The sequence below is a fragment of the Streptomyces sp. NPDC004647 genome (assembly GCF_040609575.1).
Lineage (GTDB): Bacteria > Actinomycetota > Actinomycetes > Streptomycetales > Streptomycetaceae > Streptomyces.
The window spans coordinates 1-25,017 of the sequence record NZ_JBEXKU010000078.1; the positions used below are offsets into that span (position 1 = coordinate 1).

Annotated in this window: 19 protein-coding genes; 6 read left to right on the forward strand and 13 right to left on the reverse strand. The window is 71.4% G+C overall.

Annotated elements, in window-relative coordinates; genetic code table 11:
- Window positions 1–314: 314 nt before the first annotated feature.
- Window positions 315–1,322 carry a stage II sporulation protein M gene (locus ABZW18_RS27550; protein WP_356192335.1) on the reverse strand — a complete coding sequence of 336 codons (1,008 nt, stop codon included), beginning with the start codon at window positions 1,320–1,322 and terminating at the stop codon, window positions 315–317.
- A 166-nt stretch (window positions 1,323–1,488) separates the two neighbouring features.
- Between ABZW18_RS27550 and ABZW18_RS27555 the strand changes: the two genes are divergently transcribed.
- A complete protein-coding gene (locus tag ABZW18_RS27555; protein WP_356192337.1) occupies window positions 1,489–2,502 on the forward strand; it encodes an RDD family protein in 1,014 nt (337 codons plus the stop codon).
- Window positions 2,503–2,546: 44 nt separating this feature from the next.
- Here ABZW18_RS27555 and ABZW18_RS27560 read toward each other — a convergent pair whose 3' ends face one another.
- Together ABZW18_RS27560 and ahcY are read right to left on the reverse strand one after the other, a co-directional pair.
- Window positions 2,547–3,161 carry a hypothetical protein gene (locus tag ABZW18_RS27560; protein ID WP_356192340.1) on the reverse strand — a complete coding sequence of 205 codons (615 nt, stop codon included), beginning with the start codon at window positions 3,159–3,161 and terminating at the stop codon, window positions 2,547–2,549.
- Window positions 3,162–3,230: 69 nt separating this feature from the next.
- Complete coding sequence (ahcY, locus tag ABZW18_RS27565) at window positions 3,231–4,688, reverse strand: adenosylhomocysteinase (RefSeq protein WP_356192342.1); 1,458 nt, start codon at window positions 4,686–4,688, stop codon at window positions 3,231–3,233.
- A 344-nt stretch (window positions 4,689–5,032) separates the two neighbouring features.
- Between ahcY and ABZW18_RS27570 the strand changes: the two genes are divergently transcribed.
- On the forward strand, window positions 5,033–7,153 hold the full coding sequence (locus ABZW18_RS27570; protein WP_356192344.1) for a fructose-specific PTS transporter subunit EIIC: 2,121 nt from the start codon (window positions 5,033–5,035) through the stop codon (window positions 7,151–7,153).
- Between the two features lie 282 nt (window positions 7,154–7,435).
- On the opposite strand, the gene ABZW18_RS27575 is transcribed toward ABZW18_RS27570, so the two are convergent.
- From ABZW18_RS27575 to ABZW18_RS27600, 6 genes are all read right to left on the reverse strand, one after another.
- Complete coding sequence (locus ABZW18_RS27575; protein WP_356192346.1) at window positions 7,436–8,353, reverse strand: cation diffusion facilitator family transporter; 918 nt, start codon at window positions 8,351–8,353, stop codon at window positions 7,436–7,438.
- A 117-nt stretch (window positions 8,354–8,470) separates the two neighbouring features.
- Window positions 8,471–9,664, reverse strand: a complete 1,194-nt coding sequence (manA, locus tag ABZW18_RS27580) for a mannose-6-phosphate isomerase, class I (protein ID WP_356192348.1) — start codon at window positions 9,662–9,664, stop codon at window positions 8,471–8,473.
- Window positions 9,665–9,747: 83 nt separating this feature from the next.
- A complete protein-coding gene (locus tag ABZW18_RS27585) occupies window positions 9,748–10,920 on the reverse strand; it encodes an SIS domain-containing protein (protein WP_356192350.1) in 1,173 nt (390 codons plus the stop codon).
- A 152-nt stretch (window positions 10,921–11,072) separates the two neighbouring features.
- On the reverse strand, window positions 11,073–11,297 hold the full coding sequence (locus tag ABZW18_RS27590; RefSeq protein ID WP_356192353.1) for a Trm112 family protein: 225 nt from the start codon (window positions 11,295–11,297) through the stop codon (window positions 11,073–11,075).
- 148 nt (window positions 11,298–11,445) lie between these two features.
- A complete protein-coding gene (locus ABZW18_RS27595) occupies window positions 11,446–12,804 on the reverse strand; it encodes a phosphomannomutase/phosphoglucomutase (protein WP_356192356.1) in 1,359 nt (452 codons plus the stop codon).
- A gap of 92 nt (window positions 12,805–12,896) precedes the next feature.
- The gene (locus tag ABZW18_RS27600; protein WP_356192359.1) at window positions 12,897–13,358 is read right to left on the reverse strand and encodes a DUF3499 domain-containing protein; all 462 of its coding nucleotides are present in this window, start codon (window positions 13,356–13,358) and stop codon (window positions 12,897–12,899) included.
- 236 nt (window positions 13,359–13,594) lie between these two features.
- Between ABZW18_RS27600 and ABZW18_RS27605 the strand changes: the two genes are divergently transcribed.
- Window positions 13,595–14,056 (forward strand): metallopeptidase family protein, encoded by a 462-nt coding sequence (locus ABZW18_RS27605; RefSeq protein ID WP_356192362.1) that lies wholly within the window; start codon window positions 13,595–13,597, stop codon window positions 14,054–14,056.
- Between the two features lie 118 nt (window positions 14,057–14,174).
- Here ABZW18_RS27605 and ABZW18_RS27610 read toward each other — a convergent pair whose 3' ends face one another.
- The 3 genes from ABZW18_RS27610 to ABZW18_RS27620 all read right to left on the reverse strand — a co-directional run bounded on the left by ABZW18_RS27610 (window position 14,175) and on the right by ABZW18_RS27620 (window position 20,065).
- On the reverse strand, window positions 14,175–15,734 hold the full coding sequence (locus ABZW18_RS27610; protein WP_356192365.1) for a DUF5719 family protein: 1,560 nt from the start codon (window positions 15,732–15,734) through the stop codon (window positions 14,175–14,177).
- Complete coding sequence (locus tag ABZW18_RS27615; protein WP_356192368.1) at window positions 15,731–19,600, reverse strand: glycosyltransferase; 3,870 nt, start codon at window positions 19,598–19,600, stop codon at window positions 15,731–15,733. Before ABZW18_RS27615 ends, ABZW18_RS27610 begins: the two co-directional genes overlap by 4 nt.
- A 201-nt stretch (window positions 19,601–19,801) precedes the next feature.
- Window positions 19,802–20,065 carry a WhiB family transcriptional regulator gene (locus tag ABZW18_RS27620; RefSeq protein ID WP_004952403.1) on the reverse strand — a complete coding sequence of 88 codons (264 nt, stop codon included), beginning with the start codon at window positions 20,063–20,065 and terminating at the stop codon, window positions 19,802–19,804.
- Between the two features lie 603 nt (window positions 20,066–20,668).
- Between ABZW18_RS27620 and ABZW18_RS27625 the strand changes: the two genes are divergently transcribed.
- From ABZW18_RS27625 to ABZW18_RS27635, 3 genes are all read left to right on the forward strand, one after another.
- Complete coding sequence (locus tag ABZW18_RS27625; RefSeq protein WP_356192371.1) at window positions 20,669–21,190, forward strand: cysteine dioxygenase family protein; 522 nt, start codon at window positions 20,669–20,671, stop codon at window positions 21,188–21,190.
- 128 nt (window positions 21,191–21,318) lie between these two features.
- Window positions 21,319–22,281 carry a 2-phospho-L-lactate transferase gene (gene cofD / locus ABZW18_RS27630; protein ID WP_356192374.1) on the forward strand — a complete coding sequence of 321 codons (963 nt, stop codon included), beginning with the start codon at window positions 21,319–21,321 and terminating at the stop codon, window positions 22,279–22,281.
- Entirely contained in the window at window positions 22,278–23,651 is a 1,374-nt protein-coding gene (locus ABZW18_RS27635) for a coenzyme F420-0:L-glutamate ligase (RefSeq protein ID WP_356192377.1), read from the forward strand. Before cofD ends, ABZW18_RS27635 begins: the two co-directional genes overlap by 4 nt.
- 459 nt (window positions 23,652–24,110) lie before the next feature.
- On the opposite strand, the gene ABZW18_RS27640 is transcribed toward ABZW18_RS27635, so the two are convergent.
- On the reverse strand, window positions 24,111–24,968 hold the full coding sequence (locus tag ABZW18_RS27640) for a DNA-3-methyladenine glycosylase 2 family protein (RefSeq protein ID WP_356192398.1): 858 nt from the start codon (window positions 24,966–24,968) through the stop codon (window positions 24,111–24,113).
- Window positions 24,969–25,017 lie beyond the last annotated feature (49 nt).

Here is a 25,017-nt window from a genome sequence, read left to right on the forward strand (position 1 = left end):
TACCAGACCTTTTCTTCACACCGTTTCCGGTCCGAATTCGTTTCTGGTGGCCGTTGGAAGGCCTTTTGCCTTTCGGCTTCCCCGACTTTATCAGACTCGTTCGGCCGACTTGATCGGCTTGACGTTCCCGATGACTTTTCGGAGACGCTCCCCCGGAATTGGAATTCCGAGTGGAGCGGAGTGGATTCTATGTCCCTGCGGTCGAACCTGTCCAGTTCGTCGCAACCAGTCGAATCTACCTCCCTGCTCCACCCATGTCAACGGGTGTCGCGGGGCGAAGTGGACAGTAGCAGGTCGGAGTCGTCCGACGCACATCACGCCGCGATGGGGAGCTCCGCGCTGCGGTCCGCCGCTTCCACATCGCCGGTCTCCCCCGCGCGGGCGGCACGGCGGCCCAGGACGTAGACGTACAGCAGGAACACCACTTCAGCTACGACACCGATGGTGATCCTGGCCCAGGGCGGGAGGCCGGAGGGGGTTACGAACCCCTCGATCGCGCCCGACACGAAGAGCACCACGGCCAGCCCTATGGCCATGCCGATCGCCGCCCGCCCTTCCTGGGCGAGGGCGGCACGACGGGGGCGCGGGCCCGGATCGATCACGGTCCAGCCGAGACGGAGGCCGGTGCCGGCGGCGACGAATACCGCGGTGAGTTCCAGGAGGCCGTGCGGCAGGATCAGGCCGAGGAAGGTATCGAGCCGGCCCACGGAGGACATCAGGCCCAGCCCGACTCCGAGGTTGAGCATGTTCTGGAAGATCACCCACAGGACCGGGAGCCCGAGGAAGGCGCCGAGGACCAGGCAGACCGCGGCGACCTGGGCGTTGTTCGTCCAGACCTGGGCGGCGAAGGACGCGGCGGCGTGGCTCGAGTAGTACGTCTCGTACTCTCCGCCGGGGCGGGTGAGCCGGCGCAGCTCCTCAGGGGCGGCGATCGACGACTGGACCTCCGGGTGCGTACTGATCCACCAGCCGATCAGGACGGCGAGCGCTGTGGAGACAAGGGCGGTCGAGACCCACCATCGGCGTGTCCGGTACAGCGCGGCGGGGAAACCCGACGAGAGGAACCGGATGGCGTCCCGCCAGCTCGCCTTGCGGGCGCCTGTCACGGCGCTGCGGGCTCGCGCCACGAGCTGGGTGAGCCGGCCGGTCAGCTGCGGGTCGGGGGCACTGGACTGGATCAGCGAGAGATGGGTGGCGGTGTGCTGGTAGAGGGCGACGAGTTCGTCGGCTTCCGCGCCTGTCAGCCGGCGCCGGCGGCGCAGCAACGTGTCCAGACGGTCCCATTCGGCTCGGTGGGCGGCGACGAACACGTCGAGGTCCATGGGCTGCTCCTCGCAGGCATCGGCGTCATGCGTACGTACTGCGTAGGTGGTTCGGGCCGTACGGATGCGGACTCAGCTTGGCAGACGGGGGACGGTCGACGGCAGACTGGTCGTACGGGCGTACGGGGCCGGCGTGCCGAGCCCCCGAAGAGGGAGGACACCGCACGTGAGCGAGCTGGTGACAGGTGAGGCGGTCGTACTGGGGCTGCGGCACGCGAAGTTTCCGAGCCGCGCCCTGGCCGTCTTCATCGACCTGCTGGTGATCTGGGCCGTCTACATCGCGGTGTCGTTGGCGCTGATCGCCGGCACTGCGTCTCTGGACACGGCGGCGCGTGCGGCGGTGGCGGTGGCGACGTTCGTGCTGGTGCTGGTCGGGGTGCCGATCGCGGTGGAGACACTCAGCCATGGGCGGTCGCTGGGGAAGCTGGCGTGCGGGCTGCGCGTCGTACGGGACGACGGGGGGCCGATCCGCTTCCGGCACGCTCTGGTGCGCGGAGCCATGGGGATGGTCGAGATCCTGATGACCTTCGGAGTCGTCGCGGTGCTCGCGTCGCTGGTGTCAGCGCGCGGGCGGAGGCTCGGCGATGTGTTCGCCGGGACTCTGGTCGTGCGGGAGCGGATACCGGCGTCGCGGGGGGTGCGGATACCGCCTCCGCCACCGTGGCTGGCCGGACAGTTCGGGGGACTGGACCTGTCGCGCGTGCCGGAGGGGCTGTGGCTGGCGGTGCGGCAGTATCTGACCCGGATGGGGCAGCTCGACTCGCAGGTGAGCTGGACCTTGGCGGAGCGGCTGGCGGGCGATGTGGCGGCGTGCACGGGTGCGCCGGTGCCGGAGGGAGTGCCGCCGGCGGTCTATCTGGCGGGGGTCGCGGGCGAGCGGCAGGCGCGGGACGCGCAGCGGGCGTTCGGCGGCGTGCACGGTACGGACCACGTGCCGGGTGCGGACGGGATGCCCGGGCACGTGGGAGGGGCGGCCACCGTATGGGCCGAGCCGGTCGGGCCGGTCGGGCGGGCCGGGGCGGGGCACCACGTGGCTCCCGGAGCGGCGTCGGTGCCGGTGCAGCTGGGGCCGGAGGCTCCCGGACCTTCGGCCGCTCATCCGGCAGGGGCGGTCCAGCCGGACCCTGCTGCTGAGACGCCTTCCGCCGGAACGCCGACGGGGTTCGTACCGCCTGCCTAGCCAGTCGCTGTCGCGGTGGCCGCGCGGCAGGGTCCGGCAGTGGCTCAGGTGAACGTCGAGGGTGGGGACTCGAGGTCCTCGAGTTCGATGCCGGGTGCTGCCAGGACCACGTCCCCGGCGATGTGCACGGCGTGCTGCTCGCCCGTATCCAGGTCGCTGACCTGGTATTCGTCCACCAGCAGCGGGCCGTTGTCAGTGGCGTGTGTTTCGCTCTTCAGCAAGGCCCAGGACTGGTCGAGCGTACGGGGGGCCAGCACGGGGCTGGTGAAGGCGACGAGGCGGACGCGGGTGGCGGGTGAGCCTGGGGCGAGGCGCAGCAGGCGGGCCGTGGCCACGAGAAATGCGGGGGAGACACCGGTGAAGGAGTGGGCGCGGACATTGCCTTCTGTGGCGTGAGCGCCGGTGGGGTCCGTACGGACCCAGGTGACGCCTTCGAGGGCGGCACCGCGGACCTGCCAGCTCGAGGCGTGGAGCTCCAGGCGGATGGGGCGGCCGAGTTCGTCGATGGTGAGGTCGACGGAGCCGGAATGATCGCCTGAGGGGGCGGTGAGCTGGGAGACATAGCGCCAGCCGGAGGGGCCGGGGGCGCAGTGGAAGTGCTCTTCCGCGAGGGGGGTGTGGTCGTGCGTGTCGTGGAGCGAGTAGCGGCCGCGGGGCATGGTGGCGTCCTTGACGGGCCGGGCCCCCGCGGATGGCGGGGGCCCGGGCTCATCGTCTGGTCGGTGCTGTCAGTAGCGGTAGTGGTCGGGCTTGTACGGGCCCTCCACCGGGACACCGATGTAGGCGGCCTGCTCCGGGCGGAGCGTGGTGAGCTTCACCCCGAGCGCGTCGAGGTGGAGACGGGCGACCTTTTCGTCGAGGTGCTTGGGCAGCACATAGACGTCGGTCGGGTAGGACTCGGGCTTGGTGAACAGCTCGATCTGGGCGATGGTCTGGTTCGCGAAGGAGTTGGACATCACGAACGAGGGGTGACCGGTGGCGTTGCCCAGGTTCAGCAGACGCCCCTCGGACAGCACGATGATCTTCTTGCCGTCGGCGAAGGTCCAGGTGTGGACCTGCGGCTTGACCTCGTCCCGGACGACGCCCGGAATCTTCGAGAGACCCGTGATGTCGATCTCGTTGTCGAAGTGGCCGATGTTCCCGACGATGGCCTGGTGCTTCATCCTGGCCATGTCGGCGGCCATGATGATGTCCTTGTTGCCGGTCGTGGTGATGAAGATGTCGGCGGTGTCGACGACGTCCTCGAGGGTGCTGACCTGGTAGCCGTCCATCGCGGCCTGGAGGGCGCAGATCGGGTCGATCTCGGTGATGATGACCCGGGCGCCCTGGCCGCGGAGCGACTCGGCGCAGCCCTTGCCGACGTCGCCGTAGCCGCAGATGACCGCGACCTTGCCACCGATGAGGACGTCGGTGGCGCGGTTGATGCCGTCCACCAGGGAGTGCCGGCAGCCGTACTTGTTGTCGAACTTCGACTTGGTCACGGCGTCGTTGACGTTGATCGCCGGGAAGAGCAGCGAACCGGCCTGGTGCATTTCGTACAGGCGGTGGACCCCGGTGGTGGTCTCCTCGGTGACACCGCGGATCTCGGAGGACAGCTGCGTCCACTTCTGCGGGTTCTCGCCGAGGGTGCGGTTCAGCAGCTGCAGGACGACGCGGTGCTCGTCGCTGTCCGCGGTGGACGGGTCCGGCGCGGCTCCGGCCTTCTCGTACTCGACGCCCTTGTGGACCAGGAGGGTGGCGTCGCCGCCGTCGTCGAGGATCATGTTGGGCCCGCCGGTGGGGCTGTTCGGCCAGGTCAGCGCCTGCTCCGTGCACCACCAGTACTCCTCCAGCGTCTCGCCCTTCCAGGCGTAGACCGGGATGCCCTGGGGGTTCTCCGGGGTGCCGTCCCGGCCGACCGCCACCGCGGCGGCCGCGTGGTCCTGGGTCGAGAAGATGTTGCAGGACGCCCAGCGCACGTCGGCGCCCAGGTCGGCGAGGGTCTCGATGAGCACGGCGGTCTGCACGGTCATGTGCAGCGAGCCGGTGATACGGGCGCCGGCCAGGGGCTGGGCGGCGGCGTACTCCTTGCGGATCGCCATCAGACCGGGCATCTCGTGCTCGGCGAGGGTGATCTCCTTGCGGCCGAAGGCGGCCAGCGACAGGTCGGCGACCTTGAAGTCCTGACCGGTGGCGGCTGTCGTCATACGGGCTGCTCCTCGTGGATCGGGCAAGAGTGGATACGGCTGGTCTGCGGCAGTGGACACACGTGTCCCCCAGGCGCAGCGCAGTCCGTCGGAGGCCCTCTCTCCCTCGGCCGGTCCGCGAGGCGGACCGCCCGACCGCCATCAGCAGCGACGTCTGTTGGTCACGAATCTACACCGATCGACCTGACGGCCCCAGCCCGCCTCCGTCGTTCGGTACAGGACCGGCCGGTCCTCGAAGCCGAGCGGCTCCCGTGGCTTCCGATGCGGTCACCGGGTGGTGCAGGATGCGGCAGGCGCGGGAACACATGCACGACTCGCGCGCAGAGCCGTAAGGAGAGAACCACGTGACCAGTCCAGCTGATCCCCCGAGGGCTGCGGGGCAGAGCGGGCAAGGGCTGAAGCTGCTCGCAGTGACCGCCTGTCCGACCGGCATCGCCCACACCTACATGGCCGCAGAGAAGCTGGCTCAGGCCGCGGAAGCGCTCGGCCACCGTATGAAGGTGGAGACACAAGGCTCGATCGGGGCTGAAAACGTACTGTCTGACAACGATGTCAGACAGGCGGACGGCATCATCATCGCGGCCGACAAGGATGTCGACCGCAGCCGCTTCGTGGGCAAGAGGGTGCTCGTCGTCGGAGTCGCCGAAGGCATCCACCACCCTGAGCAGCTGATCGAGCTGGTGCACAGCGCGCCGGTGCACCGGGGCGACGACGGATCCTCGGGCTCCGGCGGGTCGGCCTCCACCGGCTCGGCCGCGGGCGCCGGAGGCGGCAAGGAACGGAGCGTCGGATACAAGGCGCTGATGAACGGCGTCTCGTACATGATCCCGTTCGTCGTGGTCGGCGGTCTGCTGATCGCGGTCAGCCTCGCGCTCGGCGGCACGCCGCAGGCCGACGGCGGTCTGGTCATCCCGGACGGCTCGTTCTGGAAACATGTGAACGACATCGGTGTCATCGGCTTCACGCTGATGGTCCCGATCCTCTCCGGCTATATCGCCTACGCCATCGGTGACCGGCCCGCGCTGGTGCCGGGCATGATCGGCGGCTGGATCGCGAACACCGGCGCGCTGTACGACTCCAAGTCGGGCGCCGGGTTCATCGGTGCCATCGTCACCGGCTTCCTCGCCGGCTATCTGGTCTTGTGGATCAAGAAGATCGAGGTCCCGAAGTTCGTTCGGCCGATCATGCCGATCATCGTGATCCCAATCGTCGCGACCACGGCGCTTGGCCTGTTCTTCATCTATGTCATCGGCGAGCCGATCTCCTGGGTGTTCGAGCACCTCACCAGCTGGCTGGGGGGCCTCACCGGCACCAGTGCGGCCCTGCTCGGCATCATCCTCGGCCTCATGATCGCCTTCGATATGGGCGGCCCCGTCAACAAGACGGCCTTCCTGTTCGGCGCCGGGCTGGTGTCCAAGAACCCCGAGATCATGGGTATGTGTGCCGCGGCCATTCCAGTACCTCCGCTGGGCCAGGGACTGGCCACGCTGATCCGCCGTAAGTTCTTCAACGAGCAGGAGCGCGAGACCGGGCTGGCGGCGCTGCTCATGGGCTTCTTCGGCATCACCGAAGGCGCGATCCCCTTCGCCGCGGCGCGGCCCGCCCGGGTCATCCCGGCCAACATGCTGGGCGGCGCCGTCGCCGGTGCCCTGGCCGGCCTCGCGGCGGTCAAGGGCAATGTGCCGCACGGCGGTCCGATCGTGGCGGTGCTGGGTGCGGTCGACGGGGTCGCGATGTTCTTCATCGCCGTCATCATCGGCACCGTGGTGACCGCGCTGACGACCGTCACGCTGATGACCTTCGGCAACGGTGGCGCCGTAGCGAAGGAGACGGAGCCCGTCATGCCGTCCCTCGCGGTAGAACCGGTCCTCGCCGGGGTGGGTGCGGGCGCTGTGGGGGCGGCTGTGACGGCGGCCGCGGCTGCTCCGGCGCGTACGGCCCCCCTGACCGCCCCAAGCGCAGCCGCGGCCGAAAGGCGTGCGGCCGAGTCGCAGGCGCCTGCCGAGGGTGGGGAGCTGTCCGGCTATCTCACCGAGCAGACCGTGAAGGAGCAGTTCTCGGCGGACAGCAAGGACGACGCGATCCGTGAGCTGGCGGACCTGCTGGCCACGACCGGCAAAGTCGCGGATGTCGAGGCGCTGGTGCGGGCGGCCTTCGCCCGGGAGGACCAGGGCACCACCGGGCTGGGCGAGGAGATCGCCATTCCGCACGCCAAGACGGACGCGGTGACGGAACCGGTCGTCGGTTTCGCACGCTCCGCCGAGGGCATCGAGTGGGGCTCGCTGGACGGCACCAAGGCGAAGCTGGTCTTCATGATCTCCGTACCGGAGGCGGCGGCAGGGGACGAGCATCTGCGGATCCTCGCGCTGCTGTCCCGGAAGTTGATGGATCCCGGCTTCAGGGAGCGGCTCATGACCGCCGACAGTAAGCAGGAGATCCTGCGGGTGCTGGACGGGATTCGGTAGCCGAAGGCGTCAAAAGGGTGAGGCCCCGCCGGTCGGCGGGGCCTCACCCTCTTGCGGAGATGAACACGGCTACGGGCTACGGGCGGATGCGAACGCCGGTCGGTGTCCCCCCGTGTCCCCCGCCGCCCGCCTGGCGCATCCCGAGGCGCCGGGCGGAGCAGCACACGTTGCCCCGAGCCCGTACCGGAGTCTCGGCGCCTTGCAACCCACCCGAGAGGCGCCGACAGCCCTGAGCTCGCGCTCATGCCCGAGGCCGAAGCCGAAGCCGAGGCCGAGGCCCGGTCAGTCGGTGGGACGGAGAATATCCGGCTCCAGGTAGATCACCCGGGCGATCGGCACCGCATCGCGGATACGGGCTTCCGCCGCGTCGATGGCCCGAGCGACATCCGCCGCGGTGTCGTCGTGCCGGACCGCGATCTTGGCAGCCACGAGCAGTTCCTCGGGCCCCAGGTGCAGCGTGCGCATGTGGATGATCCCCGTGACGGTCTCGCCGTCGACCAGGGACTCGCGGATCTTCGCCACGTCCTCCGTGCCGGCAGCCTCACCGAGCAGCAGCGACTTGGTCTCCGCCGCGAGCACGATCGCGATCACGATGAGCAGCACGCCGATGCACAGGGTGCCGATGCCGTCCCAGAGGCCGTCGCCGGTGGCCAGCGCCAGGCTGACACCACCGAGCGCAAGGATCAGGCCGACCAGCGCGCCCAGGTCCTCGAGCAGGACGACGGGCAGCTCAGGCGCCTTCGCGCGGCGTACGAACTGGGTCCACGACAGCTTGCCGCGGATCTCGTTCGACTCCTTGATGGCCGTACGGAACGAGAAGGTCTCGGCGATGATCGCGAAGACCAGGACGCCGATCGGCCAGTACCAGTCCTCGATCTCATGCGGGTGCTTGATCTTCTCGTAGCCCTCATAGATCGCGAACATGCCGCCGACCGAGAACAGCACGATCGAGACGAGGAAACTGTAGATATAGCGCTCGCGGCCGTAGCCGAAGGGGTGCTCGGCAGTCGCCTCGCGCTGGGCCTTCTTACCGCCGACCAGCAGCAGCCCCTGGTTCCCCGAGTCGGCGAGCGAGTGCACGCCCTCGGCCAGCATCGACGACGAGCCACTGAAGGCGAACGCGACGAACTTGGCTACGGCAATGGCCAGGTTGGCGCCCAGCGCCGCGACGATCGCCTTGGTTCCGCCTGATGCACTCATGAGTGCCGAGTGTCCTTCCGTCGACCCGGGAGCTTGACTCCCCCTTTACCCGTACGGCGGCACATTGTTGCAGCCTCGTCTGCGGGCGTCGCGCCTGGGCACCGGCGGACGCACGCGTCAGGCCACCACCGTGGCGCGGAAGACCGTTCCGGCACCGGAGAGCTCGGTCTCCTCGCCCGCCGGGACGAAAGCGGACTCACCCTGCATAAGCCGCAATTCCCCGTCCGCGGAACGCAGCAGGGCGGTGCCCGCGGTGCAGAGCAGGATCTGCGGCGCCCCGGCCGCGATACGGCGCGGCTCGCCGCCGTCGGCCAGAGCGTAGCGGGACAGCCGGAACTCGTCGACGGGCGTCTCGTACGTCTCCTGGCCGTCGAGCGCCTCGGGACGCAGTACATCGGGCGTGGTCGGCTCGAAGCGGACGACGCGCAGGAGTTCGGGTACGTCGACGTGCTTGGGGGTGAGGCCGCAGCGCAGCACGTTGTCGGAGTTGGCCATGATCTCGACGCCCAGGCCCCCCAGGTAGGCGTGCGGCACGCCCGCGCCGAGGAAGAGCGCCTCACCGGGCTGCAGCTGTACGTGGTTCAGCAGCATGGCGGCGATCACGCCGGGGTCCCCGGGGTAGTGCCGGGCGACGGAGGCGTACGCGGCGTACGCGTCCTGGTGCCGCCCCGGGACGTCGGCGAGCCGTTCGGTGGCCGCGGCGGCCTGGCCGACCGTCTCGGCCATCGCGGTGCGGTCGGCGGTGAGGACGGCGGTGAGGACCTCACGCAGCGCGTCCGGCTCGGGGCCGGCGTGCAGGATGTCCACGTACGGCTTGAGGGAATCGACGTCCAGGCCGGCGAGCAGTTCCGCCGCCTCCACTCCGTGCCGGAAGCCGCACAGCCCGTCGAAGGGGGTGAGCGCGCAGATCAGCTCGGGCTTGTGGTTGGCGTCCTTGTAGTTGCGGTGCGGCACGTCGATCGGGACGCCTCGGTCCTCCTCGTCGGCGAACCCGGCCTTCGCCTGTGCCAGGTCGGGGTGGACCTGAAGTGACAGCGGCGCGGCGGCCGCGAGGATCTTGAACAGGAACGGCAGCCGGGGGCCGAAACGGCCGACCGCGGCCTCGCCGAGCTCGCCACCGGGATCGGCCTCGATCAGCTCGGAGAGCGCGACGGGGCCGCTCCCCCGGTCTGCGCGGGACGGCGCCCCGGGATGCGCGCCCATCCACAGCTCGGCCTGCGGCTCGCCGGTCGGCTCGGTGCCGAGCAGCTGCGGAATGGCGGTCGTGGAGCCCCAGGCGTAGGGGCGCACGGTGTTGTCGAGGCGGTCCATGGTGTGCGGTTCCTGACTGTGCGTACGAGGGGTGGAGCGCGTCGCCGCTCGCGGCAGGGAGCTGCGCTACGGGGCGGGCCTGTTCATGCTCTCTCTCCGGAAGCGAGCGCCAGGTAAACGGCAGCGAAATCTGTGACGGCCAGCAGTTCCGCGATCGCTTCGAGGGAGCTGCCGCCTGCCGGTTCGAGTTCGCTGACGGGAGTGTCGTGAGTGAGGGCCAGCTCGCGGGCAGCGGACATCGCCGAGTGGGGCGCGGGCTCGGCCTGCCCGCGGAGCAGCACCACGCGCGCGTGCAGTGCCTGGGGGTCCTCGACACGGTCGCGGAAGAAGTCGTCCGGGTCGGCGCCCGCGGCGAAGACGCCGGAGAGCAGCGTGCCGTGCAGGGACAGGGCGTCGGGCAGTTCGGCGGCGAGGGCCGGGCGGCCTGCGACGGCCGCGAGCGCCCGGGAGAAGTGGCGTGCGACGGCACCCGCGGCCGGCCCTTCGCTCCACAGCAGCGGGAGGGCATCCGCCAGCTCGGCGGTGAGTGTCTTGGCCGGGTTGCCGTACGTGGCGATGGCCGGACCACATCGCTCGGCGGCGTGGTCCAGGCGGTCGGCGACCGACTGGATGGCGGGCTGCGCCGCCGGGAAGAGGCCGAGGCGGTCGGAGAGGACCAGCAGTGGGGTGAGCAGCGCCCAGAAGGTTCCGGGGGGCTCGACCGCCGCGGCGGGCCACAGGCCGGTGGTCGGGAGCGGCTGGTCCTCGGGGGTTTCTTCGTACGGCGCGGGGACCAGCGGCACCACCAGCCCGTGCCTGCCTCCGGCCTCGTCCGTGAGCGGTGAATGGGGCGGCGTGATCGTGACGACAGAGCAGCCGCGGCGATAGGCCTGTTCGACGAGCCCCGACAGGCCCGGCTCGGTGCCGTCGGTGGTGACGATGAGCAGCAGGTCCATCGGCCCCGCCCAGCCGGGCAGCGTCCACAGCAGGGCTCCGGGATCGGGCAGAGCGCCACCCGGCCGGATCAGGCTGACCGGGATGTTGCCGCCGCCGAGGGCGGACAGCAGGTCGGCGATACCGCCGGTGCTCGGGCCCGAGCCGGCCACGAGCAGGGCACGCGGCCTGCCCTCGGGCCTGAGGTCCGACAGCCCGGACTCGGCGGCGGAGCGGGCGGCCGTACGGACCCTGGCGCCGGATTCGGCGGCGCCGCGCAGCAGGCCACGGGTGTCGGCGCGGGCCAGGGACTCGGGGGCGTCGAGCAGCGACTCGTCGAGCATCGGGGTGGAGCCTCCGATCGCCGGTGGGCGGTGGTTCCGGCTGTGCTGTCCGGCTGTGTGCTGTTGGGCTGTGCTTTTCGGCTGCGGTCTCCGGCTTACGGTCTCCGGCTGAGGTTCCGGGCCCGGCCCGTCCCGGCCCGTCCGGTCGCCGCTCAGGCCGGGCGGCGTGCCTCGTCGACGAGCAGCACGGGGATGCCGTCGCGGATGGGGTAGGCCAGGCCGCAGCCCCCTCCCGTGCACGCCAGCTCGGCCGTACCGTCCTCTGCGTCTACGTCTGTGTCTGCGTCGGCGCCGGTGCCGGCGGCGGAGACCTCACGGAGCGGTGCGTGGCACGCCGGGCAGGCGAGGATCTCCAGGAGACCGGCTTCGAGCGGCATGGGATGTCCCTTCGGTGAACCCGTCCTCACCCAGGGGCGAGGGGAGTATTTCGGCCTGGCCAGCGTACCGCCGGGGCGCCCTCGGGGCGCAGCACGGCCGCCGCACCAGGCCTCCGTGAGGAGGGTCCTGGTCCAGCGGAAGTGCTGGTCAGGCGCGGACGATGGCGAGGACCTCGTCGCGGATCTTGTCGGCGGTGGCCCGGTCCCGGGCTTCGACATTCAGCCGGAGCAGGGGCTCGGTGTTGGAGGCGCGGAGGTTGAACCACCAGTCGGCGGTGGTGACGGTCAGCCCGTCGAGCTCATCGAGTTCGGCGTCCTTGCGGCCTTCGTACGCCGCCTTGACCGCGGCGGCCCGGCCCGCCTGGTCGTCGACCGTGCTGTTGATCTCGCCGGAGGCTGCGTAGCGGTCGTACTGGGCCACCAGCGCGGACAGCGTGCCGTCCTGGCCGCCGAGCGCGGCGAGCACGTGGAGGGCGGCGAGCATGCCGGTGTCGGCGTTCCAGAAGTCGCGGAAGTAGTAGTGCGCGGAGTGCTCGCCACCGAAGATCGCGCCGGTGCGCGCCATCTCCTCCTTGATGAACGAGTGCCCCACGCGCGTACGGACGGGGGTGCCGCCCTGCTCCTTGACGACCTCGGGGACGGACCAGGAGGTGATGAGGTTGTGGATGACCGAGCCGCCGCCGTGCTTGGCCAGCTCGCGGGCGGCGACCAGGGCGGTGATCGCGGAGGGGCTGACCGGGTCGCCGTTCTCGTCGACGACGAAGCAGCGGTCGGCGTCGCCGTCGAAAGCGAGGCCGATGTCGGCGCCGGTCTCGCGGACCTTGGCCTGGAGGTCGACGATGTTCTTCGGGTCGAGGGGGTTGGCCTCGTGGTGGGGGAATGTGCCGTCCAGCTCGAAGTACATCGGTACGAGGTCGATCGGCAGTCCGTCGAAGACGGTCGGGACGGTGTGGCCGCCCATGCCGTTGCCCGCGTCCACGACAGCCTTGAGGGGACGGATGCCGGTGAGGTCGACGAGCGAGCGGAGGTGGGCGGCGTAGTCGGCGAGCACGTCCCGCTGGGTGATCGCGCCGGCGGACGCGGCGGCCTCCGGGGCGCCGGTCTCGGCCCACTGCTCGACGAGGGTCCGGATCTCGGCCAGCCCGCTGTCCTGACCGACGGGAGCGGCCCCGGCCCGGCACATCTTGATGCCGTTGTACTGGGCGGGGTTGTGGCTGGCGGTGAACATCGCCCCGGGCAGGCCCAGTTGACCGCTGGCGAAGTACAACTGGTCTGTGGAGCACAGGCCGATCTCGGTGACGTCCACGGCGCGCGCGGCCGCGCCGCGGGCGAACGCCCGCGACAGCCCGGGCGACGAGGGCCTCATGTCATGGCCGACGACGATCGCGGTGGCGCCGGTCACCTGCGCGAAGGCCGCACCGAAGAGCTCCGCCAGCGGCTCGTCCCACTGATCGGGGACCACACCGCGCACGTCGTAAGCCTTCACGATCTGCGACAAGTCGGGCACGATGTACGCCTCCTGGAGTTCGGTCGGTCCCCGGGGTTGGCCCCCTGGAAGCACAGTACCCGCGGGGCCGACAAGTCGGGCAGGCGGACTGTTCAGGATTCGGGCGAGCGCAGCACGCGGAGGTGGCCCCGGCGGGCGACCTCCATGGGATCGGCGTCCCGGCCGCTCGGACCGACGGCACCCGCGGCGCGCCTCTGCGGGCGGGCGGCCTCGCGAACGGCGTTGGCGAGCGCCTCGAGGTCGTCACTGCTGGGGCGGGTGGGGCCGGAGTCGATGGCGAGACGGACGACATCCCAGCCGCGCGGGGCGGTCAGGCGCTCGGAGTGCTCGGCACACAGGTCGTAGCAGTGCGGCTCGGCGTAGGTGGCGAGCGGTCCGAGAACTGCGGTCGAGTCCGCGTAGACGTACGTCAGCGTCGCGACGGCGGGGCGGCCGCACGCGGTGCGCGAACAGCGACGTACAGGGCTCACAGCGTTGGACGGTACCGCACTCTTGAGCGGGCCGCGACGACTCTCCCCGCGCTCACTCCGCCGTGTCGTCCAGGCCCTCTCCACACCCCTGACCTGCGGACAATGGGGTTGACCTGCGGGGAGGCGGAGACCGACGCGGGGCGGCGACGATGGATCCGGTCACCACTCGGTCCAAATAGTGTCATTCGTCTTGAGATCCATGATCTCAAAAGCGTTCTGAATCGGGCGTGATTATGGCCGGAATGGTCATGTGTCGACATGGCGCGCGCCGTCCCCGGCTGTGCGTGCGGGGGATGAGGGGACGGCTACCCTCAGAGGTGATGGACAGCCCCGTACCTCCCCGCCCGTCCGAGCCGCGACCACGGCGCCGTGACCGCCACGGACGCGGCATGCGCGGGCCGATCGCCCCGCCCCAGGTTCCGCTGTCGGTCACCCGGGCCGTGGCATTCGTCGATCTTGTGCATGACTCCGTCGACCGGCTGGAACGGCGCTGGCCGCAGCTGTCCGACGTCGAGTTCACCGTACGAGAGGTGCCGCCACCGGTCGGCGCCGAGGTCGACGGCGCGGGCTCCTGGGAGGACGGGACGGTTCCGCTCGGGCGGCTCGTCTCGGCGGAGGGTGACCACCCCGCACGGATCGTGATCTACCGGCGGCCTGTCGAGATCCGTACCAAGAACCGGGACGAGCGCGCGCTGCTCGTCCACGAAGTCGTGGTCGAGCAGGTCGCCGAACTGCTGGGCCTGGCACCGGAGTCCGTGGATCCGCGGTACGGGCAGGACTGAGGCCACGGGTCCCAGGACTGGGGCCCGGGCTCCAGAGGCTGCGGCCCCGGCTCCGGCGAGGCCGCCCGCCCAGCCCGTCCGTCTGTCCCACCCGTCCCGCCTGTCCCGCCCGTGCGCGTCAGTCGGTCAGCAGCGACAGGTCCTGCTCCGCGTCGGGGACGGCGACGGTCCCCCGGTCGTCGGGCAGCGTCTGGACCGTGAACATCGGAACGCCGCCCTGCGGGAGTTCGAGCATCCGCGAGGCGTGCACGGGACCGCCGGACTCCCTCTCGACCGTGACCGCGAAGTTCCCCTTGACCCCCGACGGCACCTGCGGCCTGACCGTCATCGTCGTACCCCCCTTGACGGTGTACGACTTGCTCGTGGCACTGCCGCCGCCGCTCCCCGCCGAGGAGATCACCTTCACCTGTGCCGTCCTGCCCGCGGCCGTCAGGGACAGGACCGAGCCCTTGGCGCGGTTGTCCGCGGCGGTCGCGCGCTCCTCGACCGACGTGGTGGCGGGGATGAAGGCCGTCTCCTGCCGGTCGCCCTTGCCGCGGGTGACGCGCAGCGCCGCCACGAACGGGGCGGAACTGCTTCCCTCCTCGGGGCTCAGCACCAGAGACCCGGGCTCCCCCTTGGTCACGTCGGCGAGGTCCACGGCCGTCGTCATACCGCTCTTCACATGCAGTGACTCGTGCCCCGCCGGGGTGAGCCGGCCGGAGGGCCCCGCGAGGCGCACGTTCAGGTCGGCGTCGTCCTCTCCGGTGGCCATGGCGACCAGCCGTACCGAGCTTGCGTCCGAGGGGATGCCCGGCAGCACGGCGCTGCCGGCAGGGTCGGCCGCGGCAGGCAGCCAGTCGCCGCCGAGCTTGTTGTCCGATGCCTGGACCGAGGCGCCGACGCGGCCCGCGCGGGCTACCACGTGCAGGGAGACGTTGGTCGTCGGCTCGGCGGTGAGAGTGGACAGCAGCACCGGGACGGAGGACCGAGCCGGGATGGTGATCCCCTCCCCGGACGTGGACTTCAGCATGCCGTCCTTGCCGTACATCTCGAGGTCGACGACCGCCGCGGAATTGTCCGGGTTGGTGAGATGGACGTAGTCCTGGCGGTCCCTGGCGGTGCTCGCGCCCGGGAACCAGAACTCCGTGTCCGGCGCGGTGCAGGCCGCGCCGGAGACGCCGCGCCCGTTGCCCGCGTCGATCACCGTGGTCTGCTGGGCGGCCCAGCCCGGTGCGAGGGTGCCGTCCGCGGTGCCGATCACGGCGGGCGCGTCGGATGCGGACGTGGTGGCGGTGGCGGGGGTGCCGGGCTGCTTCAGCGCGACGACCGGCTTCTCCTCGACGTCCCGTGTCTCGGCCTCCCCGCCCTTCCGGTCCTTGTCGTCCTCCTTGCCGGACTTGTCGCTGCCGGGGCCGCCCGCCTCCAAAGCGGGGGCGGCGGGCCGGAGTTCGGCACTGCTCTTCTGTTCTGCCGCGCCCGCAACCTCCCCCTTCGGGGTGAACGAGGTGTACGTGGTCTCGGCGAGCTCCGATGTGGTGGGCGCGGGGCAGAGCAGCGTTGAGCGCTTGACGGGCAGCCGGGCCGCGGTGGCCGAGGCGTCGCCCGACGGGGCTTCCGGGACGGTGAGCGCGGCGACACCGGTGATGGCGGCAAGCGCCGTGGCGGCGCCGATCAGGTACAGGGTGGTGCGGTTCACTGGGGGTCGCTCCCGTCGCGGCGGGGGCCGGGCTGGGTGCCGTCCCCGTACGTCGTCTCGCCCTGGGGCGGGTAGGTGCCGTCTGCGTAGGGCTGCTGGGCGCCGTAGCCGTACGGATCCGGGTACTGGCCGTCGGGGTACTGGCCGTCGGAGTACTGGCCGTCGGAGTACTGGCCCTCCGGATACGGACCTTCGGGATATCGGCCCTCGGGATACGGGCCGTTCCCGAACTGACCTTCCACATACTGGCCTTCCGGGTACTGGGCGTTCCCGTACCGGCCCTCGGCGTACTGCCCCGCCTGATACGGGTCCGCCGGAGAGGGATCGCCCTGGTACTGGCCCTGATAGGTGCCCTGGTACTGCTGCCGCGCGGGGCCGGCGTACGCCTGCGCGTCCCACTCCCCGTACGACGGCTGCTGCGGCACCGCCGCGTACGCATCGTGCGCCGGCTCCGTCTCGGGATGCTCCCCCTCCGGTTCGGCCCCGGGCTCCTCCGCCCGGTCGACGCCCGGCTGCCCGCCCCGCGTCGTCTGTTCCGCCTCGGCGGCGGCCCGCAGCCGGCGCGCCCGGCGGCCCTCGCCCTCGACCGCCTGCGCGGGAACGGCCACCGCCTCCTGCTCCGGAAGGTCGTCGTCGACGTCCCGCTGCCGCCCCGGCAGCGCCAGCACCAGGAGCACGACGGCGAGCAGCCCCTGCGTCCAGACCCACACGGTACGGGTGACCGGCGTCTCGTACGTCAGGTCCAACCGGCCGCCGCCTGCGGGCAGTTCGAAGCCCTGGGCCCAGCCGTCGACCGTCTTCTTCGTCAACGGCTCGCCATCGAGCGTGGCCTGCCAGCCGGGCGCGGCCTTGTCGGCGATCCGCAGGACGCGTCCTGCGGAACCGTCCGGGAGATCCGCGTGCGCCTCGACGGGCCCGGCGGCCAGCGGCACCGGTGCGCTCGCCTCGCCGCCCCCCTGCGCCTGCTGCGCTCCGGCGGGAGGTACGACGGTGGCCCGGGCGACCCGCTGGTCCACCCGCCAGAGCGCGCTGCCGTCCTCCTGGCTGAGCCGGGTGAGGCCGGGTGTCGCGTCCAGCACCCGGCTCATCTCGCGGGGCGCGCCGTCCCGTACGAGCACATAGCGCACGGCATAGCTGCCGAGCTGGCTGGTCTGGTCGGCGCCGGAGCCCGCGACGAGGTTGGCGACGATGTCGTCCAGCCGGGTGTCGCTGCCGGTCACGGCGGCCAGGTCGGCGTCGCCGAGCCGGGCGCCGGAACCGCGCACCAGGGTGTACGAGACCTTGGCGGCCTGTTCGCCGCCGATCACCAGGGTGCGGGCGCGGTCGGCGGTGCTGCTCTCCTCCGCGACGAACGGCGGCACCTGCACGGGGTCGCGGCGCTCGACCGGGCCGTCCGCACCGCTGATCATCCAGCCGAGGGCGGCGAGCAGCGGGGCCGCGACGGCCGCGAGGGCGATCAGGGCCCCGACGGGCTGCCGCCAGCCGAAGCTCATCGCCGCGACGCGCTCACGCGCGCCCTCGGCGCCGACCGCGGCGGCGGCGATCAGTGCGATGCCGTAGACGAGGGTGGCCGGTCCTGCCCAGGCCGAGCCGTTGGACAGGGCCGCGAACAGCAGGCCGGTGAGGGCCACGACCCATGCCGTACGGATCGTCCGCTGCCGCTCGCCGCGCAGCAGGGCGGCGAACCCGGCCAGCACCACGCCGATCAGCAGCAGCCCGCCGGAGCCGTTCGGACCGCCCGGGCTGAGGGCCGTCAGGTCGAGGGCGGAGGCGGCTCCGGTGGCGTAATCCAGTCCGACCTCGTGCAGAAAGGCGGAGGGTCCGGTCAGCAAGGACAGCGACCAGGGAGCGAGGACGACCATCGGCGTCACGAGCGCCGCGGCGAAGCGCAGCGTGTACGCCGTCAGGTGACCCTTCCGGTCTCCCAGGACTCGCAGTACGAGGACACCCACGCCCAGGACGAGCGCGATGGGCCAGACGATCGGGGTGAAGGCGGTGGCGAGGGTCAGCAGGAGCGCGTACGCCCAGGCGGCGCGCCAGCTCGGCCGCGGGCCCGCTCCTCCGCCACTGGGGCGCTTGAGCCGCAGCCCGTTCGCGGCCACACCGGCACGGGCCAGCAGCGGGAGCAGTACGGCGAGCACGGCGGTGCCCAGCCTGCCTCCGGCGAGCGCGCCGGTCGCGGCGGGCAGGAAGGCGTACGCGACGCTCCCCCACGCCCGCAGCAGCCGGGACTCGACCAGCGGCCGGGACGCGAAGTAGGAGGTGAGTCCGGCGAGCGGCACCGAGCAGACGAGCATCAGGGTGATCGCCAGCCCCGTGCTGCCGAACAGCAGCGTGGCCAGCGAGGCGACGACCGCGACATAGGGCGGTGCCGAGTCGGTGCCGCCGACGCCGACCGGGTGCCACCCGGCGGCGAAACCGGCCCACAGGTCCGAGGCGTCGTCGGGAGCCGGAAGCAGCGCACCGCCGGACAGCGCGCCCGGACCCAGCAGCCCACGGCAGGCGATGAGCGAGACGAGCATCAGGACGAGGAAGAGGACCGGGCCGGGCTTGCGCGCGATCCGCTTGACCCGTGCGAACTGTTCGATCTCCAGGAACTCGGCGTCGTCCCCGCCGGGCCCGGTCTCGACCGCGCCGTGCCGCCCACCGGACGCCAGTTCGGGCTCGGACCGCCCGCCGAAGTTGCCCGCGACCTGCTCCACGGTGGCCCGTACGGTCGCGCCGGGTGGCGGGAACAGCGGCCGCAGCTCGGCCGCCTCCAGCTCGGACCGGCCGCGCCGGCGGCGGGCGGCGAGGATTCTCCCCGGCCGCAGCAGCACGCCGAAGAGGCCCGCGACCTCGTCGAGCGCCTGGCCGGGCACCTTGCCGACCAGATAGGCGAGGGTGCGCAGCAGGGTGCCGAGCACGAGCCGCAGCAGTACGTACGGCAGTACGGCGCCGCGGCTGTTCACCAGCATCGTGTAGACCGCGCCGGACTTGTCGACCCGGTGCGGGTTGGCGACGAACCTGCCGACGCAGTCGATGGGGCGGCGCTCGCGCGCGGACGCCTCGGCGTGCCGGAGTACCGCGTCCGGTGCGATGAGCACCCGGTGCCCGGCGGACTGGGCGCGCCAGCACAGGTCGACATCGTCGCGCATGAGTGGCAGCCGCCGGTCAAAGCCGCCCAGCTCCTCCCACACATCACGCCGGATCAGCATCCCGGCGGAGGAGACGGAGAGGACGGGCTTGATCTGATCGTGCTGGCCCTGGTCCTGCTCGCGGCGCTCCAGTCCGGTCCAGCGGCGTCCGCTGTTGGCGATGCTGACGCCCGCCTCGAGCAGCTGCCGGCGGTCGTACCAGCTGCGCAGCTTGGGCCCGACGATCGCGACGGAGGGGCTGGAGTCGGCGACGCGGAGCAGTTCCGCCAGTGCGCCGGGCTCGGGCGCGCAGTCGTCGTGCAGCAGCCACAGCCACTGGACGGGCTCGCCGTGCGGCAGGTCCGGCATGTCGTACGCGTCGTCGCGCCAGCTTCGGCTGACGGGGTCCCAGCCGCTGGGCCGCTTCAGATAGGGCAGATCGTCCGGGCCGAGCGCGGGCGCCGTGCGGACCGCTTCCTCGACGGCGGTGCCGAAGCCGCTGCGGCGGGCCAGATGGAGAACCCGCTCGGCCCCGAGCGCATCGGCGAGGATGGCCGCGGATTCGTCGGCGCTGCCGGTGTCGGCTGCGATGACGTTCTGGACCGGGCGCTCCTGGCCGATCAGGCCGGAGAGTGCCTGGGGCAGCCAGCGGGCGCCGTCGTGGGAGACGAGTACTGCGGTGACGACATGCCGCGGGAACTCTGGTGTGGCGGCGTCGTATTGGGCTGCCGACTGACTGTGCACGGACATCGAGGTACGGGCCCCGGTTCGCTGGACTGCGGTGGACGCTCCCGCCCCATGGGACGTTGGGCATCTCGGACGGGCCACAACACTAACGGCTCGGCGTTGCCCGTTGACCGCCGTGTGCACAGCGGTCCGCCTCCCGCGCGGATGGCACTGGAGGGCGGACCGGAGAATTTGTCTCGGATTACCGAAAGGACCAGGGGTCGGTCAGACAGCGGCCTTCTTCAGTCGTCGGCGCTCGCGCTCGGACAGTCCGCCCCAAATACCGAACCGCTCGTCGTTGGCGAGCGCGTATTCGAGGCACTCCGAGCGCACCTCACAGGCGAGACAGACCTTCTTGGCCTCTCGGGTGGATCCGCCCTTCTCCGGGAAGAACGACTCAGGATCGGTCTGGGCGCACAGTGCGCGCTCCTGCCACCCGAGCTCCTCGTCCGCCTCCTCGACCAGCAGTTGCTGGAACAGCTCGGTCATGTGCGCCCCTCGTCTGTCTTTTGCGTCCCCGTGATGCTGCCGTTACCGATAACGGCCGAACGACACGAGTGAAATTACAAGTGTCCGGATCCGGGCCAGTCAAGCCGAGATCTGCTATTGAGCCCCTTATTCACTCTGCGGAACCAAAGCCATGCGGAAAGTGTTCAAATCGGCCTAAAGCACAACAGTCACTCGCGTCGCCAACGACGATCCGTTCCTTGCAGAGAAGGACGTGACCGACGCTCGTCGCGTTGCGATCCGATCACGGAAGCGAAGTGGATCACAGTGTGATCACGGAAGCATAACGACGTTTGTGGGCGTCGTTGCTGCGCCACCTGTCCAGGGGGTTCTGTGCACAAACCTTTCGCCCGGCGCGGTAACCGGATGAGGTGAACGTTGCCCCCAAAACGGTCATCAAGTTGACATCGCGGGGCCGAACCGCTCTCCTTATGGGCATGCCAGTGACGCACGCGCCTTCTCGGACCACCCGCTTCCGCGGGTTCCGCTGCGCTGTGCACGCTCACTGTCGCTGTTCCAGCTGTTGATGCCTTCGAGCTCCAGCCCTCTGTGCCCAAGACCTTCAGCCGAGGAAACCTTCCGCACATGAACAGCGACCTCCAGATCGCCGGCGATCCCCTCGCCATCCCGCACCTCCTGCCGCCCGTACCCGCGCACCCCGTCACCGTCGCGGAGTTCGCCGGGCTCGCCCGCACGATCGCCGCCGACCGCGCGAGCTGGGCGGACCTCGTCCAGTACGACGCGACCAGCCGCTGGTACCACCGGCTGCGCACCGGACCCGGCTACGAGATCTGGCTGCTCAGCTGGGTCCCTGGCCAGGGCAGCGGGCTGCACGACCACGGCCGCTCATCCGGTGTACTGACCATTCTCGAGGGCGAGTTGACCGAACGCCCGGGCAGCCCGACGGGGGACGGGGCCGAAGGCGGACGGCGCGTGCTCCAGCCGGGCGCGCAACGGGTCTTCGCGCCCGGATACGTCCACGAGGTCGTCAATGACGCGCTCGTACCGGCCGTCAGCCTGCACGTCTACTTCCCCGGACTGACCGCGATGACCATGCACACGGCCCAGTGCGCCGCTCCCGCCGCCCTCGAAGGCGTGCACAGCTGACGCTCCGGCCGTCGACCCTCACCTGTCGCCCGCCACCACCCTCAACGGATCAGCCCGCGGCTGACACCCCCACCCGTCACCCACCACCACCCTCAACGGATCAGCCCGCGGCTGACACACTGTTCTCCATGCGCATTGTGGTTCTGGCCGGCGGTATCGGCGGCGCCCGTTTCCTCCGCGGTCTCAAGTCGGCCGCTCCCGACGCGGACATCACGGTCATCGGCAACACCGGTGACGACATCCATCTCTTCGGCCTGAAGGTCTGCCCCGACCTCGACACCCTGATGTACACGCTCGGCGGTGGCATCCACGAGGAGCAGGGCTGGGGGCGGTCCGACGAGTCCTTCGCGGTGAAGCAGGAGCTGGCGGCGTACGGCGTCGGCCCCGAATGGTTCGGGCTGGGCGACCGCGACTTCGCCACGCACATCGTCCGTACCCAGATGATCGGCGCGGGTTACACGCTCAGTGCCGTCACCGAGGCGCTGTGTTCGCGGTGGCAGCCGGGGGTACGGCTGCTGCCGATGTCCGACGACCGCGTCGAGACACACGTCCTGATCGACGACCCGGACGGTGAAGGCCGCAAGGCCGTGCACTTCCAGGAGTACTGGGTGCGGCTGCGGGCTTCCGTGCCCGCGCACGCCGTCGTGCCGGTCGGCGCGGACCAGGCCAAGCCGGCACCGGGCGTGCTGGAGGCCATCGGCGAGGCCGACGTCGTGCTCTTCCCGCCCTCCAACCCGGTCGTCAGCATCGGCACGATCCTCGCCGTGCCGGGCGTACGGGAGGCCATCGCCGACGCCGGAGTGCCGGTCGTCGGGCTCTCCCCCATCGTCGGGAACGCTCCCGTGCGGGGCATGGCCGACAAGGTGCTCGCCGCTGTGGGCGTCGAGTCCACCGCCGCGGCCGTCGCACAGCACTACGGGTCCGGACTGCTCGACGGCTGGCTGGTCGACACGGTCGACGCCTCCGCTGTGGACGAGGTCGAGGCGGCGGGCGTCCGCTGCCGGGCCGTGCCGCTGCTGATGACCGACGACGAAGCCGCGGCCCGGATGGCCCGCGAGGCCCTCACGCTGGCCGAGGAGGTACGGGCGTGAGACCGGTTCCCGCCAACCCGGTTCCCTCGTACGAGGTATGGGCACTGCCCGGGGTGCCGGAAGTGCGGCCCGGGGACGACCTCGCCAAGCTCATCGCCAACGCGGCGACCGCGGAAGGGCTGCCGGGGCTCGCGCACGGGGATGTGCTGCTGGTCACCTCGAAGATCGTCAGCAAGGCGGAGGGCCGCATCGTCCACGCCGAGGATCGCGAGGCCGCGATCGACGCGGAGACGGTACGGGTCGTCGCACGGCGCGGGCCGACCCGGATCGTCGAGACACGGCACGGTTTCGTCATGGCGGCGGCCGGGGTCGACGCCTCCAACACCGCTGCGGGCACTGTGCTGTTGCTGCCCGAGGATCCGGACGGATCGGCGCGGCGGATACGGGACGGGCTGCGGGACGCGCTGGGCGTCGACGTGGGCGTCGTGCTGACCGATACGTTCGGCCGGCCGTGGCGCAACGGTCTGACGGACGTCGCCATCGGGGCGGCGGGTGTGCGCATACTGGACGATCTTCGCGGTGGCGCCGACGCGCACGGCAATCCCCTGAGCGTGACCGTCGTCGCCACAGGCGACGAACTGGCCGCCGCGGGGGACCTGGTGAAGGGCAAGGCCGGCGGGCTGCCTGTCGCCGTACTGCGGGGGCTGCCGCACCTCGTCGACGACGGCGGGCGTGACGAGGGAGAGGCGGGCACCGTCGGGGACAGCGTCGACGAGGGTGCCCGGGGGATGGTGCGCGCCGCAGCCGACGACATGTTCCGGCTGGGCACGTCGGAAGCCGTACGCGAGGCCGTGACGCTGCGGCGTACGGTCCGGGAGTTCACGGACGAGCCGGTGGACGGAGCCGCGGTACGGCGGGCGGTCGCCGCCGCCGTGACGGCGCCCGCACCGCATCACACGACGCCGTGGCGTTTCGTGCTGCTCGAGTCCGCGGAGGCGCGGGTTCGGCTGCTCGACGCGATGAAGGACGCCTGGGTCACGGATCTGCGGAGCGACGGGTTCTCCGAGGAGAGCATCCGCAAGCGGGTCCGGCGGGGCGATGTGCTGCGGCGCGCGCCGTATCTCGTGGTGCCGTGCCTCGTCGCGGACGGATCGCACCCGTACCCGGACGAGCGGCGGGCGACCGCGGAGCGAGAGATGTTCGTGGTGGCCGCGGGAGCCGGCGTGCAGAACCTGCTGGTGGCGCTGGCGGGTGAGCGGCTGGGGTCTGCGTGGGTGTCCTCGACCATGTTCTGCCGCGAGGTAGTGCGGGAGACGCTGGGGCTGCCGGACGACTGGGATCCGATGGGCGCGGTGGCTGTCGGCCACGCGGCGGCCGCACCTCCGGCGCGGGCTGCCCGTGACACGGAGGCATTCATCACCGTGCGATAGCGCCTCCGGCTGGGCCGCACCGGGACGGCGGGGCGCCCACCGCGACGCGGCACGCACGGCAGCACGTCCTTCGACACGGCCGGCCTGATACGCAGAGGGGTTCACCAACACGCGAGGCACGCGCCGCCGTTACCTCCCCGCCCGGGGCGCCGCGACGGGCACGCACCCGCATACACGGCACACCGGGTACGCGGCGGCGGTCGCCACGATGCCAGGCACGTACGGCAGTTACGTCCCCGCACGAGCCATACGGCAGTCCGTAGGCGTTCATGACGGCGCGAGCGCACCGTGGTTGGGCGGGCGGCGTGGGCGCGCGGGAGCGCAAGGTTTCAGACGCGACGAGGGGCGCGCGCTTACTCCTGCAGCCCAGGACGGGCCTGAGCGGACGGGACTTCAGGTGCAGGCGGGCGGGCGCCGCATTGCTGCTCCGGCGTCGGCTGCGCGGGTCGCGCGGCGGCGTCAGAGCCTGCTGATGTCGTTCGGTGCGAAGCGTGGGGCCCTGCGGGGCGGTGTGCGGCCCGACAGGAGGATCAGGCGGCACGCGCGGTGGCGCTGGCCCTCGTACGGGGCCAGCAGTTCGAGCATCATGGCGTCGTCCGCACCGCGCCGACCCGTGAGTGCGTAGCCGACGATCTTCGGCACGTGCAGGTCGCCGACCGTGATCGCGTCGGGTGCGCCATTGCTGCGCTGCAGGGTCTCCGCCGCCGTCCACGGGCCGATACCCGGGATCAGTTGCAGCCGCGCCAGGGCCGCGGGCAGGTCCATGGCCGCCGCCTCTTCGAGCCGACGGGCCACCCGCGCGGCGCGGACGATTGTCGCCGCGCGCTTGCCGTCGACGCCGGCCCGGTGCCACTCCCAGGACGGGACCATCGCCCACGTACGCGGCGTCGGCGGTACGTACAGGCGGTCGAGCGGGCCCGGGGCCGGTTCGCCGTGCCGTTGCAGCAGCAGCCGCCAGGCGCGGTACGCCTCGTCGCTGGTGACCTTCTGTTCCAGGATCGAGGGGATCAGGGATTCGAGAACGAGCCGCGTACGGGTCAGGCGCAGGCCGGGGTGGCGGCGGTGCATCTCGTGGACCAGGCGGTGGCGGGGGGTGAAGGGCGAGGGGTCGTCCTCGCCGCCCAGAATCGCGGGGAGGCTCTCCAGCAGCCAGTCGCCGCCGGGCCCCCACGCCTCGGCCTCGATCTCCCCGGAGCGTGCCGCCAGGCGCAGGGTGCCGGGGCCCGCGGGAGTCCGGCAGGCGCGCCAGACCGAGCCCTCGGGGGTGACCCGGAAGGCCGGGTCACCCGGGCCTCGGCGCAGCGGACCGACCGTCATACCCAGGTCGAGCGGGCCGGGCGGCGTCCAGCGGCGGGTGGCGGCGGCT

Coding starts and splice junctions, on each gene's coding strand:
- ABZW18_RS27550 (WP_356192335.1), bottom strand. CDS start 1,322: ATGGACCTCGACGTGTTCGTCGCCGCCCACCGAGCCGAATGGGACCGT.
- ABZW18_RS27560 (WP_356192340.1), bottom strand. CDS start 3,161: ATGCCCCGCGGCCGCTACTCGCTCCACGACACGCACGACCACACCCCC.
- ahcY (WP_356192342.1), bottom strand. CDS start 4,688: ATGACGACAGCCGCCACCGGTCAGGACTTCAAGGTCGCCGACCTGTCG.
- ABZW18_RS27575 (WP_356192346.1), bottom strand. CDS start 8,353: ATGAGTGCATCAGGCGGAACCAAGGCGATCGTCGCGGCGCTGGGCGCC.
- manA (WP_356192348.1), bottom strand. CDS start 9,664: ATGGACCGCCTCGACAACACCGTGCGCCCCTACGCCTGGGGCTCCACG.
- ABZW18_RS27585 (WP_356192350.1), bottom strand. CDS start 10,920: ATGCTCGACGAGTCGCTGCTCGACGCCCCCGAGTCCCTGGCCCGCGCC.
- ABZW18_RS27590 (WP_356192353.1), bottom strand. CDS start 11,297: ATGCCGCTCGAAGCCGGTCTCCTGGAGATCCTCGCCTGCCCGGCGTGC.
- ABZW18_RS27605 (WP_356192362.1), top strand. CDS start 13,595: ATGGACAGCCCCGTACCTCCCCGCCCGTCCGAGCCGCGACCACGGCGC.
- ABZW18_RS27615 (WP_356192368.1), bottom strand. CDS start 19,600: ATGTCCGTGCACAGTCAGTCGGCAGCCCAATACGACGCCGCCACACCA.
- ABZW18_RS27620 (WP_004952403.1), bottom strand. CDS start 20,065: ATGACCGAGCTGTTCCAGCAACTGCTGGTCGAGGAGGCGGACGAGGAG.
- ABZW18_RS27625 (WP_356192371.1), top strand. CDS start 20,669: ATGAACAGCGACCTCCAGATCGCCGGCGATCCCCTCGCCATCCCGCAC.
- cofD (WP_356192374.1), top strand. CDS start 21,319: ATGCGCATTGTGGTTCTGGCCGGCGGTATCGGCGGCGCCCGTTTCCTC.
- ABZW18_RS27640 (WP_356192398.1), bottom strand. CDS start 24,968: ATGACGGTCGGTCCGCTGCGCCGAGGCCCGGGTGACCCGGCCTTCCGG.